This is a genomic window from Ruminiclostridium josui JCM 17888 (genome assembly GCF_000526495.1).
Classification (GTDB): domain Bacteria; phylum Bacillota; class Clostridia; order Acetivibrionales; family DSM-1351; genus Ruminiclostridium; species Ruminiclostridium josui.
Genome location: NZ_JAGE01000001.1, coordinates 1,116,135 through 1,134,286 on the forward strand (window position 1 = coordinate 1,116,135; position 18,152 = coordinate 1,134,286).

General features: G+C 33.7%; 13 protein-coding genes. 1 reads left to right on the forward strand and 12 read right to left on the reverse strand.

All coding sequences use genetic code 11. From position 1 onward, the window contains the following. Positions 1 to 326 precede the first annotated feature (326 nt). The 7 genes from K412_RS0105155 to K412_RS0105185 form a co-directional block, all read right to left on the reverse strand. Positions 327 to 1,739, reverse strand: a complete 1,413-nt coding sequence (locus K412_RS0105155) for a recombinase family protein (protein ID WP_242835533.1) — start codon at positions 1,737 to 1,739, stop codon at positions 327 to 329. A gap of 65 nt (positions 1,740 to 1,804) precedes the next feature. Continuing rightward, positions 1,805 to 4,351 (reverse strand): recombinase family protein, encoded by a 2,547-nt coding sequence (locus tag K412_RS21335; protein WP_024832124.1) that lies wholly within the window; start codon positions 4,349 to 4,351, stop codon positions 1,805 to 1,807. A gap of 275 nt (positions 4,352 to 4,626) precedes the next feature. Further along, positions 4,627 to 5,598, reverse strand: a complete 972-nt coding sequence (locus tag K412_RS0105165; protein ID WP_024832125.1) for a recombinase zinc beta ribbon domain-containing protein — start codon at positions 5,596 to 5,598, stop codon at positions 4,627 to 4,629. Continuing rightward, positions 5,588 to 7,198, reverse strand: coding sequence for a recombinase family protein (locus tag K412_RS0105170; protein ID WP_024832126.1), 1,611 nt, complete (start codon positions 7,196 to 7,198; stop codon positions 5,588 to 5,590). Before K412_RS0105170 ends, K412_RS0105165 begins: the two co-directional genes overlap by 11 nt. A gap of 370 nt (positions 7,199 to 7,568) precedes the next feature. Then, a complete protein-coding gene (locus K412_RS20490; protein WP_024832127.1) occupies positions 7,569 to 8,201 on the reverse strand; it encodes a hypothetical protein in 633 nt (210 codons plus the stop codon). A gap of 46 nt (positions 8,202 to 8,247) precedes the next feature. Further along, positions 8,248 to 8,985 (reverse strand): hypothetical protein, encoded by a 738-nt coding sequence (locus K412_RS0105180; protein WP_054750327.1) that lies wholly within the window; start codon positions 8,983 to 8,985, stop codon positions 8,248 to 8,250. Between the two features lie 277 nt (positions 8,986 to 9,262). Then, positions 9,263 to 10,123: a recombinase family protein gene (locus tag K412_RS0105185; protein WP_024832129.1), complete on the reverse strand. Its 861-nt coding sequence runs from the start codon at positions 10,121 to 10,123 to the stop codon at positions 9,263 to 9,265. 1,097 nt (positions 10,124 to 11,220) lie between these two features. On the opposite strand from K412_RS0105185, the gene K412_RS21340 reads away from it, so the two are divergent. Next, entirely contained in the window at positions 11,221 to 12,150 is a 930-nt protein-coding gene (locus K412_RS21340) for a zinc dependent phospholipase C family protein (protein WP_024832130.1), read from the forward strand. Between the two features lie 455 nt (positions 12,151 to 12,605). On the opposite strand, the gene K412_RS0105195 is transcribed toward K412_RS21340, so the two are convergent. From K412_RS0105195 to K412_RS0105220, 5 genes are all read right to left on the reverse strand, one after another. Beyond that, a protein-coding gene (locus K412_RS0105195) for an IS3 family transposase (protein ID WP_242835530.1) occupies positions 12,606 to 13,774 on the reverse strand; the annotation gives its coding sequence in 2 pieces (ribosomal slippage) (positions 12,606 to 13,513 and positions 13,513 to 13,774; 1,170 coding nt in all). An 80-nt stretch (positions 13,775 to 13,854) separates the two neighbouring features. Next, positions 13,855 to 14,541: an ABC transporter ATP-binding protein gene (locus K412_RS0105205; RefSeq protein WP_024832131.1), complete on the reverse strand. Its 687-nt coding sequence runs from the start codon at positions 14,539 to 14,541 to the stop codon at positions 13,855 to 13,857. Next, positions 14,542 to 15,804 carry an ABC transporter permease gene (locus tag K412_RS0105210; RefSeq protein WP_024832132.1) on the reverse strand — a complete coding sequence of 421 codons (1,263 nt, stop codon included), beginning with the start codon at positions 15,802 to 15,804 and terminating at the stop codon, positions 14,542 to 14,544. A gap of 10 nt (positions 15,805 to 15,814) precedes the next feature. Then, complete coding sequence (locus K412_RS0105215; RefSeq protein ID WP_024832133.1) at positions 15,815 to 16,963, reverse strand: ABC transporter permease; 1,149 nt, start codon at positions 16,961 to 16,963, stop codon at positions 15,815 to 15,817. Positions 16,964 to 17,035: 72 nt separating this feature from the next. Then, on the reverse strand, positions 17,036 to 17,437 hold the full coding sequence (locus K412_RS0105220) for a hypothetical protein (RefSeq protein WP_024832134.1): 402 nt from the start codon (positions 17,435 to 17,437) through the stop codon (positions 17,036 to 17,038). Positions 17,438 to 18,152 lie beyond the last annotated feature (715 nt).

An 18,152-nucleotide genomic window follows, 5' to 3' on the forward strand; every position in this document is an offset into this window, starting at 1 on the left:
TTTTATGGTTTACTGTTACTTTACCCTGTTCGAATCTTCTCCTGATTCCCCATGTGCTGTTCTCTGAAACAGATCTGGACTCATCCTGCCTTGAGGCGTCGCTGATGATAATAAAACGCGAAATGCTTTCTTTTTTGAAGAAAACGACCCCCCTGTTACATTTCCGACCCCCACCCTGAAATCCTTATAAAATAAACAAAACCGAAGTAAGAGCGGTCTAACTCAATACTTCGATTTATAGTTGTACTTTTATTCACTTTTTCTGTAGAGATAATTTAGGTATATTATAATGAAGAAACTCGTTCCAATAAAGTCAAATGTGCTAGCTAATTCTTTGTGGTAATGCTTCCATTTAGTACAATTCCTGATTTAAATTCTATTTGTATTTCTTTTTCTGATATAACCAATATTTTCTCTATAAGCTGTCTGCAATAAAAATCGTTGTATTCTGTAAGCTCTTGTTTTGATGTTTCAAATATCTCTTCCATTTCTTTTAACCTTTGCTTCTTATTATCCCATTCCAGATCCTTTAAATTACAAACTTCCTTCGTCTTCTGGCTAAGGTCTGTTAATTCTTTTTCTTTTGTGAGAGTGTCTTCCATCTCCTTTATTAGGAGCTCTTTTTTTCTGATTAGTGTATCGAATATTATACCAATTGCTTCAAGAAGATCCTTTTCATAAATTGTTGGTGCTTGACATGCTTTCGGCCCATTGTGCTGTCGATTACCACACCGCCAAACTATTATCCTTTCTTTCTTAATAGTCCAATGACACCTGTGATACGTTTTCCCACATTGGCTGCATTTTATTTTACCGCTTAAAGCATACTCAGATTTATAGACTCCTTGATCTTTCTTTTTTAGTCCCATAGTACTTCTTCTATTCAGCTTTTCTTGCTGTACTTTTATGTATACTTCTTTTGTGATTATAGGCTCATGATTATTTTCTACATAATACTGTCGTTCCTGCCCGGTATTCTTTATTCGTTTCTTTGTCAGGAAATCTAACGTAATTGTTTTTTGGAGGAGTGCGTTCCCCATATATTTTTCATTTCCAAGTATCTTTATTATTGTTGAAGGATACCATTTCGTACAGTCTGCAGGAGTTAAGATATTATCAGCAGTCAAACCGTCGGCTATTTTTTTTGATCCTTTGCCTTCAAGATACTCTTTGAATATTCTTTCTACTATCTTTGCCTCCTCTGGTATTATTACCAACTCTCCAAATCTGTTTTTCGTATATCCGAGGAAACGGGTATGGTTTACTTTTATTTTTCCCTGCTGGAAACGGTGAATTATACCCCATTTTGTATTTGAACTTAAAGTCCTCGATTCCTCCTGTGCGATTCCCCCAAGTAATGTTATTATGAATTCTCCTTTTGAATCCTTGGTATCCAAGTTCTCTTTTTCAAAGTATACTGATACTCCTTTTTCTTTTAATAACCTGATATACTTGATACATTCAAGTGTATTACGCATAAACCTAGAAATTGATTTTGTTATGATCATGTCTATTTTGCCATCCATACAGTTTTTGATCATTCTATTGAATTCCGGTCTGTTTTTTGCATTTGTTCCGCTTATTCCTTTTTCTTCATAAACCCCGGCAAATTCCCACTTGTCATTTTCCTTTATATATTCAGTATAATATGATACTTGTGCTTCAATGCTTGTTTGCTGTTCCTCATGCTCTGTACTTACTCTACAATATGCACAAACTCGTAGCTTCTTCTGTTTCATTGTTATGCCCATGCCAGTAAATAAAGTGGCATAGGCTCAGTACCTCCCCCGAGTATTTATATAATTTACTTAGGCTCTTTTTCTATTACAATTCCGTTTATAAACTGAAATAATAAAGTATTATGTTTTGTAACGGTAATCTGTTTTATCACTCTTCTAAATAATTGTCCATCGAACTCTAGTTGATTCTTCTTTTCGTATATCGTCAGTTCTGTTTGAAGCTTTTCGTTCCAGTAATCAAAATCATCTATAGCTGCAGCTCTCCATACCTCATCAACTCTTTTTTTCAATAGCTCTCGGATTTTTTCTTCCGCCTTCATTGCCTCCGATTGGTTACTTTGTGCTTTCTGGAAGACACGGAGTGTTATTTGTATCTCCTTATCCAGTTGGGTTATCTTTTCGTTTATCACCAGTTTGAAAGAATTCGATATGTCTTTTGCATATATATCAAAATTCTTTTTGACTTGATTTAATACTTCGATAAATTTTTGTTCTAACTGCTTTTCTTCTAGCGCTATACTCCTGCAATAAACCTTCCCGCCTTTTACATAGCTCGTGCACCTCCATAAGTGTCGTATACTTGTTTTGCTTTTACTGGTTTGTCTTTTAAATATACCTCCACACACCTCACATATAACTTTGCCACTGAATGGATACTGTGCTCTTTGCTCTGCACGATTTGCTAAACTATACTTTTTATATCTAATATTTTTCCCCGTTATTATTTGGTTTGCTTTTTCAAGGGTTTCTTTTGAGATTATTGCAGGAAAAGTTTCATCACCAATATATTTTGCATTACCCACAATACCGAATAATGGACCTTTTGTCCACTTTGTTTTGTTTTCGGAAGGTTTAACGGCTTCTTGGTTTAGCCATGATAGGATTCCATCTTCATTTACTCCTTCGCATGCCATTTCAAATATCTTTTTAATATATACGCTTTTTTCTTCATCAATAACTGGTAGTCCATTATTCCCTAAAGTATATCCATATGGCAGGTGCCTATTGTTTATCGTCCCACCGCCTATAAACCCGTCTAGCTCCATACCATTTTTAAGTCTAAAGCATAAGTTATTTCTTGATTTAACAACTATATCTTTAACAATTGCGTTAAAACAAGCTTCATCAAACTCATCTATAAGACTATGGTTTTTGATGAATTCTATACTTTTATCCGTTTCCACAAGTGATATGTCTTTGTTAACCATATCCATTGAAATTGTCTGCTTTCTTGTCTTAAGCTCATTAAGTTTTGTTTTGATTTCATTGATTTTCCGAGTAAATAGAACAGGCTCAAGATGTCCCTTTGCCAGCAACATTTGTAGCATACTTTCTTTCTCTGACAACTCAATTATCTGATTATCTATGTCATATATTTTTGTCCTGTCTGCGGTAGATTGTACAAGTGTTTTTAGATATGTCTTATGAGGCAATAGAAGTGTTCTCCAATTTGAATATAGTTTATTATACATGTCTATAAATGCTAGAATAACTCTATCCTCTCTTACTGCACTCATCTCACAAGATTCTAAATACTCACTGTACTTGCTTTTGCAAATCAATGCTATATACTTATATTGTTTTGTTGATTGGCAAGTCATTCTTATAAAGGTTCTCCCGCAATTTCCGCAGATAACCTTTCCAGTTAACGGATAGCGGTTTGCCATCTTTTTGATTGCTTCCTCATCTATACCTTTTTCTTTTCTCCTTATTTCAAGCAGTTCCTTTACACGTTCAAAATCCTCTCTTGATATGATTGGCTCGTGGTTGTTTTTTATGTAGTATTGAGGCAGTTCACCTTTGTTACGTTTCCTTTTGAATGTAACACTATCTGCGGTGATTGTTTTTTGAAGTAAAACATCACCACAGTATTTTTCATTGGTTACCATTCTTCCAATTGTTGACGAACGCCATTTCACTCCTGTTATAGTTGTTATATTTTCTTCATTTAAACTCCTTGCAATGCTACCTGTTCCTTTACCACCAAGATATTCTCTAAATACCCTTTTTACAATTTCTGCTTCAGCTTGATTAATAACCAGATCTCCGTTTTCATCCATGTCATAGCCCATGAATTTTATACGTGATATTTGAAACTTGCCTTGCTTGTATCTTTTCTGGTTGGACCACCTTATATTTGATGATATTGAAGCTGCCTCTTCTTGCGCTAAGGAGCTGAGGACAGAAAGGATCAATTCGCTCTCCTGCGATACGGTGTTTATATTCTCCTTCTCGAAATATACAGTAACTCCTAAAGATTTTAGCTTTCTTACGGTTTCTATACAATCAGCGGTATTTCGCGCAAACCTTGAGATGGACTTTGTAATCACCATATCTATTCTGCCATTTTCACAATCATTAATTAGTCTCATGAATTCAGGCCTTATTTCTTTTTTGGTACCACTTATACCTTCGTCTGCGTAAATCCCGGCTAACTCCCATTGGTCGTTGCTTTTAATATATTTTTTGTAATGGCTAACCTGTGCCTCGAATGAATTTTCCTGTTCCTTATGCATGGAACTGACTCGGCAGTACGCGCAAACTCTAGTTTTTCTGTTACTAGATGCATCGCTCTCAGTATTACTTTTTTCAATAACAGTAACATTTTTCACTACTATTTCCTCCCCTTCTTCTAAAGTAGTGCTGCTATGTTACCGTACTAATTTTGCGAATTCAAGTATGACATTTATGTTTCTTTTAAATTAGATATATTCATGTTTTTTGAAGGTACATTTTTGAAGCGTTTAAGTAAAGTACAATAAAAATCCCCCAATTGAAGTAGCTTCGGTTGAAGGATCAGTTGTCCATTAGTTTGCTATTTAGTTATGTATAGCCCTTACTTTTTACATGTGAAGTTTGTTAATAACACCAAGCAAATATTATTTGATTAGTTCTTCTTTTTCATTGGTTCATATATCATTATTTCTTTTTCAATTTTAATTCCGTTTATAAATTGGAACAGTAAAGTATTATGACTTGTAAAGGTAATCTGTTTTACTACTCTTTTAAATAATTCTCCGTCGAATTCTACCTGCTGTTTTTTGTATGTCATCAGCTCTTTTTGAAGTTTTTCATTCCAATAATCAAAATCATCTATATCTGAAGCCTTCCATATCTCCTTAGTTCTTTTTTTCAATAATTCATGGATTTTTTCTCCCACCCTCATTGCATCCGACTGGTTACTTTGTGCTTTATGGAAGTCATCGAGTTTTCCTTGTATCTCCTTGTCCAGTTCGGTTATCGTTTCGTTTTTCGCAGGTTTGAAAGGATTTGACATGTCTTTTACATATTTATTAAAATTCTTTTTAAGCTGATTTAATACTTCGATAAATTTTTGTTCTAACTCACTTTCTTCAATTTCTATACTCCTGCAATAAACCTTTCCTCCTTTGATATAGTTCCGGCACCTCCATAAGTGAAATATAGCAGTTTTGGTTTTCCGATTTTTTCTTGTAAATGTACCTCCACATACCTCACATATAACTTTTCCACTAAGTGAATAATTTGCTCTTTGCTCTGTACAATTTGCTATACTATTCTTTTTATATCGGATATATTTTTCCCTTTTTATTTTATTCAATTTTTCTAAGGTTTCATTTGATACTATCGCAGGAAAAATTTCGTCACCTGCATATTTTTTGTTCTCCAAAATACTATATATTACACCTCTCCCCCACTTTGATTTGTTTGTGGCGGTTTTAACACCTTCTTGGTTTAACCATGATATGATTCCACTTTCACTTATCCCTTCGCTAGCCATTTCAAATATCTTTTTAATATATACTCCTTTTTCTTCATCAATAACTGGTAGTCCATTATTCCCACGAGTATATCCAAACGGTAGGTTCTTACAGAACATCGTCTTCACCCCCCATAAATTCATCAAGCTCCATACCGTTTTTTAGTCTAAAGCACAAGTTGTTCTTTGATTTTACAACTATGTCTTTAACTATAGCATTAAAGCAAGCTTCATCAAATTTATCTATAAGACCATGATTTTGGATGAATTCTATACTTTTCTCTGTTTCCATAAGTGCTATATCTTGGTTAACCATATTCGTTGAAATGGCCTGCTTTCTTGCCTTAAGTTCATTAATTTTTGTAGTAATCCCATTGATATTCTGGTTAAAAAGAGCAGACTCAATACATCCCTTTGACAGAAGTACTTGTTGCATACTTTCTTGCTCTGCCAACTCAATTATCTGATTATCTATATTATTTATTTCTGTCCGGTCTGCTGTAGATTGTACAAGTGTTTTTAGATATGTCCTATGTGGTAATAGAAGTGTTCTCCAATTTGAATACAGTTTGTTGTTCATATTTATAAAGGCTTGATGAAGTCCTTTTTGCATGATTGGTCTTGAGTTGCATTCTAGTATCTTCTCTGCTTCAGTGGATGCACAAACATATGCCACACTTTGATATTTCTTTGAGGGGTTGTTTAAAGATCTTTTGTAATGGTTTCCGCAGTTTCCGCATATAATCTTTCCAGTCAACGGATAACGTTTTCTCATCTTTTTTATTACTTCCCCATCTATACCTTGTTCCTTTTTTCTTATTTCAATTAGTTCCTTTACTCGTTCAAAGTCCTCTCTTGATATAATTGGCTCATGGTTGTTTTTTATGTAGTATTTAGGCAGTTCCCCATTATTGCGTTTTCTTTTAAATGTAACACTATCTGCTGTGATTGTTTTTTGAAGCAAAGCATCCCCGCAGTACTTTTCATTACCCAACATCCTCCTAATTGTTGAGCCATACCATTTCGTACCAGTAATAGTTGGTATATATTCTTCATTTAGAGTCCTAGCAATCCCAGCGCTTCCCTTACCTCCAATATATTCTCTAAATATTCTTTTTACAATTTCTGCTTCAGCTTGATTAATAATCAGATCCCCATTTCCATCCTTGTCATAGCCCATGAATTTTGCAGTTGCTAATTGAAACTTTCCTTGCTTGTACCTTCTCTGGTTAGCCCACCTTATATTTGATGACATTGAAGCTGACTCTTCCTGCGCCAAGGAGCTGAGGACAGAAAGGATGAGTTCACTCTCTTGCGACATAGAGTTGATATTCTCCTTCTCGAAATATACAGTAACCCCTAAAGACTTTAGCTTTCTTATAGTCTCTATACAATCAGCGGTATTTCGCGCAAACCTTGAGATGGACTTTGTAATCACCATATCTATTCTGCCGTTTTCACAATCATTAATTAGTCTCATGAATTCAGGTCTTATTTCCTTTTTGGTTCCACTAATCCCTTCATCAGAGTAAATACCAGTAAACTCCCATTGAGAGTTGCTTTGAATATATTTTGTATAATGGCTTACCTGTGCTTCAAATGAATTTTGCTGTTCCTTATGCATGGAACTAACTCTGCAGTACGCACAAACTCGTATTTTCCTATTATCAGCCTTTTCACTCTCCCTACTGCTTGCTTCAATAACAGTAACCTTCTTCACTACTCTCTCCTCCTCTTCTTTTAAGAAGTAGTGCTATGTTACCGTACTAATTTGGGGAATTCAAGTTAAATATATATGCCTCTATTTAGTTAATGCAATTTGCTAAAATTACTGCTGAGTATGGAATGGAAAATTTGGGGAAACGATTTGCTTATCTACGAGAAGTTGCCGAATGATCTGCAATTTGACTTGTATGGTCTACTGAGGTAAAAAAAATCCGATTAGTTATAGGATTGACATAGAGAAGCACCCCTTAGTAAACTATTTTATAATAGTCTCTGACTTTGGGGTGCAGTTGAAATTGGCATTGCTAATTAATAAAACTTAATACCTATCAGGTAGAAATATTATCCTAATTACATTTGATATACTATTTTTGCAAACTTTTTAAATCTTCAGGTAAAAGCATCGACGCAAATTCTGACGGATCTTTTTCTATGTATTCAATACCATTGACAATCCACTTATCGTTATCTTTAGTGTACTTAATTTTAACAATTTGATTATTTTGCAATTTGTGTTCACTAATTGCATCTTTTTTCGATCCATTTGCAATTACACAATAAGGATCAATATTTTTAACATCATCGCCAGTACTTTTTCCTATGTTTATTTTATTAAATTCTTCACGGTTAAAAAGCTTTTTTAATCTCCATATGTTTCTGACAATACCATCCTTATCATAAAAAACAAACAATTTACTTTCATCATCCATATTCCTAATTTCATATGAATAATCATCGGCAGATCGTACAATGTCAGGATTACCATATAAATGTTGTATCGAATCTTTTTTGTTAACAAAAGATAAACTTCGTCTTATCTCATATGGGAGGTTTATCTTGTCAGGTATTTTCTTCTCCGCATCTTTCATGTATTGTTCAGAATTATCTGTGTTTTCTTTAATATCATTAGTACTTTGACTTGTATGCTTATTAACACCACATCCGCAAAGGGCTAAACTTATTACCACTGCAAAAATTATAATTCTATTAATTTTCATATCAATTTAAAACCTCCCTCAAATATTTGGGGTTCAAAAGATATACTTAATTTGATACAGCAATATAAACAGTTGCACTATTATAATAATTTGAGTAACCCGCAGCATTCCAACTAAATGTGCTTGGATTTATTTGTCCATCATTTATCGATGGGTTAGAGCCGTGTTTTTCTGACCAATCTCCATTACTGTGCTGTAACATAAAGTGATAATCTGCTTCACCATATTCTTGTAATATACTCCCATCACCATCGAAATCATGCATGCCAGTTCTAACAGCTATCCTTCGTTCAGAAGAACTTATTGTTGAAGTAGCACTAGTGATAAATCTGGCAGTTCTATAAAGCTTTTGTAAATCAGCAACAACATTATTTGCTATATTGTTTACGTCAAAGTAACTTCTTATCTGAGATTGAGTGTAGCCTGGCGGTAATGCTCCATTGGGGTTTGAAAGATCCCCAGGATTAAGCGCAAAATTAAATGCCATAGCGTAACCATAGCAATTAGGAGATGCAGTGTTAATTGCAGAATAAGGCCAAGCACAACCGTATGTTGTTGCAGTTGCACTAAGTGAAATTAAATCGTTCCATGGTTTAACAAAATCTATTAACTTTTTGTCCATTTGTTGTATATTTGCATAATCAAGGAGCTTATCAATAGAGTATCTATCTATTGTAGTTTGATAATTTAGTGATTTCTTTAATTCTTCGATATTAACCGTCGTTCCATTCTTGTCCTTTACTTCTAAATTATCATTAGCAGCAATAGTGTTTAAAGATATCAATAACAAGCATAACAATAACGTAAACGTAGCAATTACTTTTTTCATATGTATTTACCCTTTCTAGTATTTTACTTTTATTCATATTTTTGTTATTTATAATTGTACACTATCATTCATCAATATGTCAATCGTTCAAGAACCAACACCTAGAATTATAAACGAAAATAATAATTCATATAGATAGATACATATTTCAGTAGAAAAAAGTAATAAGTTTTTCGGGCATCTTTTCTCCTCAATAAAAATTGTTGCAAATAAATAGTATTGTTAAAAGGTTTTATTCAATTCCACACTCAATTTCCGACCCATCCAGCAAACCAACCATTAACCTGGAATCCTCATAAACTGTTATCTTCTCCACCAGCTTAAAATACAACTCAATATCAAACTGTTCCAATGGCTCAGCATCTTTAAAAATGTCAACTAATCTTTTGGCGGTGACTCTTTTAAGAATATCGCCCCTGTTAACCTGTTCCCCCCATTTGTCCATAAAGTATTCACTGTTTTCCAGTACTGCATTAAAAGCACTGACAAATGCAATATAAAGAACCTCGTCATTAATATGCCTGTTATCACAGCCCCTTCTTCCTTTAGTTGCATACTTATTATTACACTGCCACACTATCCTTCTTAGTCTTTCATTTGTTGAGTTCCATACCTTTCTGCCATAAACGCTTCCACAGCAGCCGCATATTATTCTTCCACCGAAAGGATTATCGGTTGTAGCATAGTCACCCCTCTTCAAGCCATATTTTTCGGCAAAGGCTCGCCTTCTCTCCTTCTCAAGCTGCACTGCTTCCCACGTTTCCTTCTCAATTATCGCAGGATGGCTTTCTTCCACATAGTACTGTGGAACTTCTCCGTTGTTTACGACTCTTTTCTTTGACAGAAAGTCAACTGTATAGGTCTTCTGTAGCAAAGCATCCCCTTTGTACTTCTCATTTGACAGCATCTTTCGTATGCTGCTTTCGTACCACTTTGCCAAGCCGTTCCAGTTGGGTACGCCTTCCCTCTCAAGCTCTTTGACTATCCTGTTTGGTCCTTTTCCATTTAGGTAATCAGTATATATCCTTCTGACGATTTTGGCTTGTTTCTCATTTATAACGAGGTTTCCGTTTTCATCCTTGTCATAGCCCACGAATTTTTTATGGTTTACTATGACCTTACCTTGCTCAAAGCGCCTCCTAATGCCCCACTTAGAATTTACACTTATGGAAAGACTTTCCTCTTGCCTTGAGACGTCGTTGATGATAATAAAACGCGAAATGCTTTCTTTTTTTAAGAAAACGACCCCCGGGGGTCGAAATTCTGATAATTTTATTATACCGTAAAATTTCTTATATTTTCTGTAACTATTTGTTTTAGAGAGTTTTACGGTTTTATATAAAACCTATACTCTCCAAAAATTGATTCGCGCATACCCTCTCTGACTTTTTCCCGCGCGTTTCCAATTAGTGCATACCCACCGTAAAATCAAGTACCCGACAATAGTAAATCCTTGAGCCATCTCGCCAAGCAGCTCACTTTTTTATACTCCTGAATTTTATTTATCACTTCTGCTGCATCCTCTTCCCGCCAGAATCTATCCCTGATATAGCACTTCTGACTACAGTACTTTCGGCTATTTGCTCCTAATGATTTGAATTCTGCTCCGCAATATTCACAAGTTAGTTTATACGATTTCCATAGAAAATAATTTTATAGTCAAATGAAGTAAGGCAGCTACCTATACTTATAGTTTACCAACATATTTCTGATGCTGCTTAAAGAGTGCTCTCCAGTATATCCTAATTATGACTCACTTTCTTTTAAATTCATTCTGACCTACTCGATATTTGTTACTCAGCAAATGTAATTTTATGTAATTATTTGCTATACTTTTACAAACATGAGTGTTATAATATGTAATAAATTACCATAAATAAGTATAGAAGGAAGCTGCTTGATAAATGCAGTTTTAATTTAATAAAAGTAATAGTAAGAAGTATTTATTTTAACAGAGATTAATAAACATTTTGAATAACTCTAATTTGTTAATAAAGACAAACTTAGAATTCGTTAAGGAATCAAAAATAGTTTCATAAAACTAGCTTTATTGGAAATAGCATAGTTAGTATTAAGGGCCCTATACTACTATGTTAAAGTACTTTAAATATAAGTATAAAAATTAGTTTTCTATTTTCTTAAAGGTTTTGGTTGTGAAGAATTTAGAAAATGTAAAAAAAGAAGGGAACAATGTTAATTATGAAAAAAATTTCTTTTAAATCAAGATGCTTAGTTTCATCGATTTTAATTGCGTGCATTACACTCTCTTTAACCTCCAACATATTTGCAAGTAACTTTACGAAGCGAATTCAGCCAATTAGAACCATTGAAATTACGCAGACATATGTTGATAAGTTGTTATCGGCTGGTGTCAAGCTTCACACTGAATCCAAAAAATTGAACACTCATAAAACAGAAATTAAACTTGTGTGGGGAACATCTGGCAATAATACACATAGGAATATAGTAGAACAAGCATTAACAATACTTAAAAATGATAAAGGTTCAACTTTTGGAAGTAAATTAGAGGAGTACTGCCCCGGTGAAGGAATTTATTATCTTGGCACTGATGAGATACTGTATTATAGTTGGTTTACCGATGATCTTGAGAATGATTCATCCTCCTATTTAGGTCACTTCTATGGAGAGGGCGGAGTAAACTATCTAGGTAATTCATCCCCCACTGCATACGAGAGATTCAATAATCACTACTATAATGCAGTTACAAAATACAAGTCAGGGGATAAACTAACAGCGTATCGTGAATTAGGAATGGCTTTACATTATTTAAGTGACTTAAACGCACCTCACCACGCTGCCAATAAAATTGCAGTATTATCCAAGCATACACAGTATGAAGATTGGGTTGATCAAAACATTAGTAGTTTTTTAATATCGAAATCATCATCGTCCTATTACGATTATGTCAATAACAGTACGCTTAAAAAAATGGCTGATGACTGGTCTAGTGCGGCTAGAGCAAACATTGATGCATGTAATAAAGGAATATTTTCTTTTGACAGCTCAAGTGCTTTCGCACCTACCAAAGCCATGTTAGCAACTACTCAAATGGCTGCTGCGGGATTACTCTATAGATTCATACTTGATAGAGAAAAATAAACGATTTAACTGATTGGTGGAAAGTAATTACCAAAAATGCGGGACCGTAATCATTATAAAGATATTTACATAAAGAAACCTAAATGCGGTATTAGAAGTCTTGTAGAGTACATGAATTTACGTCGAAAAAATTTTTGTTTTTAAACATTTTTGGGAACTACACCCCTTTATAAAATAGTTTTTACAAAGGGGTGCTTTTCATCAATACATTGATATTAATACAAATGAAAACAATTTATATAACGCTTACAATTATTATCTGACTTCTATTTTGTCAGAAAGGCTTATTACAAATGAAAACACCTCCAAAATGGTATAGATCTTACAATTTGGAGGTTTAGGATAAATATAAGAGGTATCTACTAGAACCTTAATATTGCCCTTTCCCCAATAAACTAGACACCTGAAACTCGTTATTTCTTCTTTTTTCATAGGGTATCGTAATATTTCATTTTTTATGCTACTTTTGCTTTTTGCAATGTATTATTATAATATTCTTCAGGTGTCAAATAGTTATTGGAGGCATGTATTCTCTGCCTATTATAAAATATCTCAACATACTCAAACACAGCTGCTCGTGCTTCTTGGCGGGTTGTGAAATGCTTCCCATAAAGCCATTCGCATTTCATTTTTCCCCAAAATGATTCCATTGGAGCATTGTCCCAGCAGTTTCCCTTGCGAGACATGCTGCATATAAAACCATACTTTTTAAGCAATAACTGGTAATCGTGTGAGCAGTACTGCGACCCTCTATCAGAATGTAAGATGACACCTGTTGGTCTTCCAGCACGTTGATATGCATCATTTAATGCGTTAATTACTAATTCCTTTGTCATTCTTTCACTCATTGACAGTCCAACTAACTTTTGCCCACATAAATCCATTATTCCTGCTATATATAGCCATCCTTCATCTGTCCACAGATATGTAATATCGCTTACCATTTTTTCATTAGGCTTATCCACAGTAAAATCACGATTAAGAATGTTTTCTGCTACTGGAAGCCTGTGATTGGAATTAGTAGTAGCCTTAAATTTCTTTGAAACCCTTGATTTTATTCCGTTTTCACGCATAATACGTTCTACTCTCTTATGGTTAACAGGTTTAGGACTTTTGTAATTAAGCTTTTGGGCAATCTTAATAGAACCATATACTTGTCCGCTTTTATTGTGGATAGCTTGAATTTCCGCTAACAGCTTTTTATTCTCTATTGCCCTTTGACTTTCGGGTCTTTTATCCCATGCATAGTAGCTACTTCTTGAAACACAAAGTACCTTGCACAGCTTCGCAACATTATATTTATAACAATTAGCCTTGATAAACTGAAATCTTTTTATTTTTGATTTCTGGCGAAGTAGGCTGCCGCTTTTTTTAGTATTTCATTTTCCTCTTTTAGATCCTTAATTTCTTTTTCTAATTTCCTCAATTTTTCATCTTCTGGCTTAAGATGCCCACTACCTGGAAATGCTGAATCTGGTGATTCTTTGTACTTGCTTACCCAACCATTAAATGTTGTAGGCTTTATTCCTAATTCTGCTGCTACCCTTGTTAAAGGCTCCCCAGATTTAAGATATCTTTTTACTGCTTCAATTTTAAAATCTGAACTATATTGTCGCTTACTCATGTTTACTATCTCCCTTTCTTTGTATTTAGTATAACACGAGTTTTTTGTGTCCATCAAATTGGGTAAGGGTCATATTACTTCTATCCTCTTATCAAAACATCATTAACTACTTTCCCATCATTTATATCTATCCTACGGTTAGTGTAATCAGCAATATCCGGGTCATGTGTAACTATTATTACAGTTTTACCTTCTTTATTTATTTCGCCAAGAAGCCCCAACAGGTCTTTACCAGTTTTTTGGTCAAGTGCACCTGTTGGCTCATCAGCCAGAATAATATCTGCATCACTTACAAGTGCTCTTGCTATAGCGACTCTTTGTTGCTGGCCACCAGATATTTGGGCAGGTTTTTTCTTTGCAAGTTTTTCTATACCTAATCTTGACATATAATAGTTTATTTTTTCTTTTCTTGCTTTTCCAGACATTTTTCTGCAAGTGAGAGGTAGGTCAATGTTTTCATATACATTATAGTCCTTGAGTAAAGCAAAATGCTGAAATACAAAACTGACAGTTTGATTCCTTATTTTGCTTAAGTCCTTATTAGATAAATTCTTTAAAGTCTTTTCTTTAAGCAAATATTCACCGCTACTTAGAATATCCATACATCCAACAATATTAAGTAACGTTGATTTACCTGAGCCGGATGGCCCCATTATTGATATAAATTCTCCATTTTCAATTTTTAGGTTAATGTTGTCTAAAGCTATTGTTGAATTTTCACCTTTACCATATATTTTTACAACATTTCTTAATTCAATAATTGACATTTACTCCTTACCTCCAATCAATTCTCGTGGCTGTAATCTTTTTAGTCTATAAACAATCGCTGTAACAGGTGGCAAACTCATTAGAAGTGAAATACCTAAAACTCCTACAATAATAGGAAATGATACATAATATCCATCTGGAGCCAAATCTGACAAAAGTGAGGATGATAGATTAATTGTACATACTGCAAATATTGAAGCCAGCAAAGATGACATTATAATAATAAATAATACTTCGGTGATGAAAAGTTTTTGTATTTGATTAATTGAATATCCAACTGCAATCCTTATTCCAATTTCCTTCAATCTTGAAACTAATGATGACATCATAACAGAAGCTATACATAGTGAAGTCATTAATATAAAAAATAGTGAAAATATAAGCCACTTTATATTTTCGTTAATAATTTCCTGTTGGTACTTTTTAAGTTCATCGCTAATAGTCCTAACTTCAACTGAGAGTCCTTCCTTATTTGCAATCTCAATCATATTTGTCATAATCTTTGGAACTGTTTTTGAACTTTTTACAATGCAATAATAACTGGATTTCATCATCCCCTGTATAAATGGGAAGTAGTCACCATCGTTTGAAGCAATAACAATTTTATTATCCAAGTATTCTAACACTCCATCTGATAGAGAAGACATGAACCAAGTACTACGTTCTTTCAGAGCACCAATTACTTTATATTTCTTTTTATTGTTGCTATCATATAATTCATCCCCAATATTTACTACATTATACTTTATAAAATTGTACCCAACAAGAATAGGTACAATCAAGTTATCCGATGAAAAGTCAGTATTCTCAAAGTTTCGTCCCTCGACTATTTGTAATGATTTTAACTCTTGTAATCCCTTTTCTATCTTAACTGCTGAAAATTCTTCCGGAATACCAAGAATATCTTTTTGCTCACTCTTCATCTTTTTTAATTCAGGGCTGTTGGCAAGAGTACTAAAAATTACTGTATTATTAGTATTGAAATACCCCATTGAATCAATACCTGATTGTTTTAATATTTGCCCTCTGAATGAAAAGTATTTTTCAGGAGTAGCTGAGTCAGCATTAATTTTCACATGTATAATTTGGCTTGCATTCGGTTTTATGTTTTTGTGAACTGTTATGTCAAAATAAAATATTTTTTGAAAAGTACACGCAATACTTATTAGAAATAATATAGAGGTAACCACTTGTAAAGACACAAATAGTACTGAAAGTTTTCTTTTCGATAGACTTTTTATGACCAATTTAATATTATTCATTTCCTGCCTCCTAGAGCTTCATTGCCTCTACCGGTTGGATCTTCAGAGATTTTAGCACAGGCCAAACCGATGTTAAAATTGCTGTTAAAACTATGGCGACTAAACCCACTATTATATTTTGTATATACAAAATTATTGTATAACCCATAATTTGATTTATGTAGAGATTTAGTATTGCCTGAATGATAAGTCCAATTATAAATGCAAGTGAGGATATTCCTATCATTTCCTGAAATATAAGCAAAGCGATGGTGAAGTTCGAATGTCCAAAAGCTTTTCTAACACCAATTTCATAACGCCTTTGTTCAACCCAAAAAGAAACCATATTTATAGCATATACTACCGAAACAATATATCCTAATATACTAATAATAAGAAGAATATCAGGATTTAGAGCCATTTGGTAAATCATATTCTCACTGCCTAATCTCTTTACATCTAATATTTCTGCATTGGGGTAAATACTTTTGGCTTTTAAAAGAATATTATTGACTTCATCTTGTGTATCTTTTTTGCTATTATAAATAACAAATGAACCATTCCCACTTTCTATATATTTGCTGCTTGCAAGCTTTGGTAGTGAAGCCAAAGGCATAAAAACTCTTGAATCCCATAACGACTTTTTATCTTTAAACCCCACAGTACCTATTACCTTATATTTATCTCCATAAATTTGCACAAAACTTTGTCCGTTTATTTTTTGTACATATTTTTTTATCTGTTTACCTATGAGTACTACCTTCGACCCCCTTTGTACTTCTTCAGGAGTGTAATATCTTCCTTGGGAGAGTGGGTAATGCCATCCTGTATCTCCACGAAACCATTCAGCACTTACTTCAAAATAATTATCAACTCCTGCATTGTCAATATTAAATAACATGCTATTCATAAAAGCACCAGTACCTTTTTCTAAACTTCCTAATATATTCGTGGTGTCTTTTATTGAAACTATATCTTCACTATTCAAATTTAAAATAAACATAAGTGCGTTCGGAGGTGCACTTTCCATTTTATCCGATTGAATATTAACAATTTCCGACACAAAACTTGTACCTATTGATATCATTAGCATAGATATTATAAGACCAAATAGTAAGAAACACGCTGTTACAGGTGCTCCTTTTATACGCTTAAAAGTTGTTATCATGATTCCATACATACCAAATATACCCCTTATTGCATTTGAAAGGGCGGTAATAAACCGCCCTCGTAAATTTTATGTACAAACTCCTTACCAATCAGTCATTTCACAGACACTAATTGTAGATGTAATCTTAGTACCATCCATATGATAAACCCTGTGGTCTGACTTATATTTCCACACGCCTATTACCGCTCCTCTTACAGAAGCAGACGTATCACCTGTAGTGCTATCAACCGTGTGATAGCTGTCAGTAATGTTCTGACATTGGAAAAGGTATACTCCAATTTTATGAGCAGTTCTTCCACTCCAACTTGTAGAAGCTTGTGCTGTATCTGTACCACCAAGATCAAAGTCACAACTGAGTCTACATGTTACTGTTTGCCCATCATGTGTAGGACTCTCTGATTGTGTCTCTGCGTAAACTGAAAGACTACTTACCAGTAATGTTGCTGCTACTGCAAGAGTAGCTATTTTCTTTTTCAGTATCATAACTGACCTCCTGTTTTTTAGCCTAATCTGTCGACAATTAAACTTAAATTTTAGCAATGTTTACCTTTTATTGTAAAAGTATACATATTGGTCAACTTCCAATATTATCCTATATTACTTACTTCTTGTCAACTAATCCTTGATATGATTTACAACATTTCATTATAGTTAATCAATAAATATCTCATCTTTTTTTATTTAAAGTAGATAACAAATTCCCCAGAATTTGCTCAAGAAACTACAATTAAAGATGAGTATTGTAATACCGTTACTGGAATGAAACAAGTGAAAACTAAATCAATTATTCAATCAACTCAAGCAATAAAGAAAATTCCAACTGGAATAGTTAGTCCAATAGATACTGGGCCCAAATAATGCCCGTCAATCTAAAATTAGCAACATAAAGTGGACACCAAAAGTATGACACATTAAAATCTTTATTGAGAGGACGTGTTCGCATGGTTCACAAATTTGGTAACAGATATACTTAACAATTTGAACGGGACTGTAAATAATTTTGTGTATGAAGCCTTTCAAACTCAATGATGGCTAAGTATTTCCAAAGTATTTACTCTCAAAAATTTAATACTATATTTCAAATTATTGCCAGATTATTCTATTTTTATGCATTATTTAGATTAAATCTGGCAATAATTATTTAATAATGGTATTTCTATGCTTATACCTGTATTTTGAAGGTCTAGCCCGTCCGGCA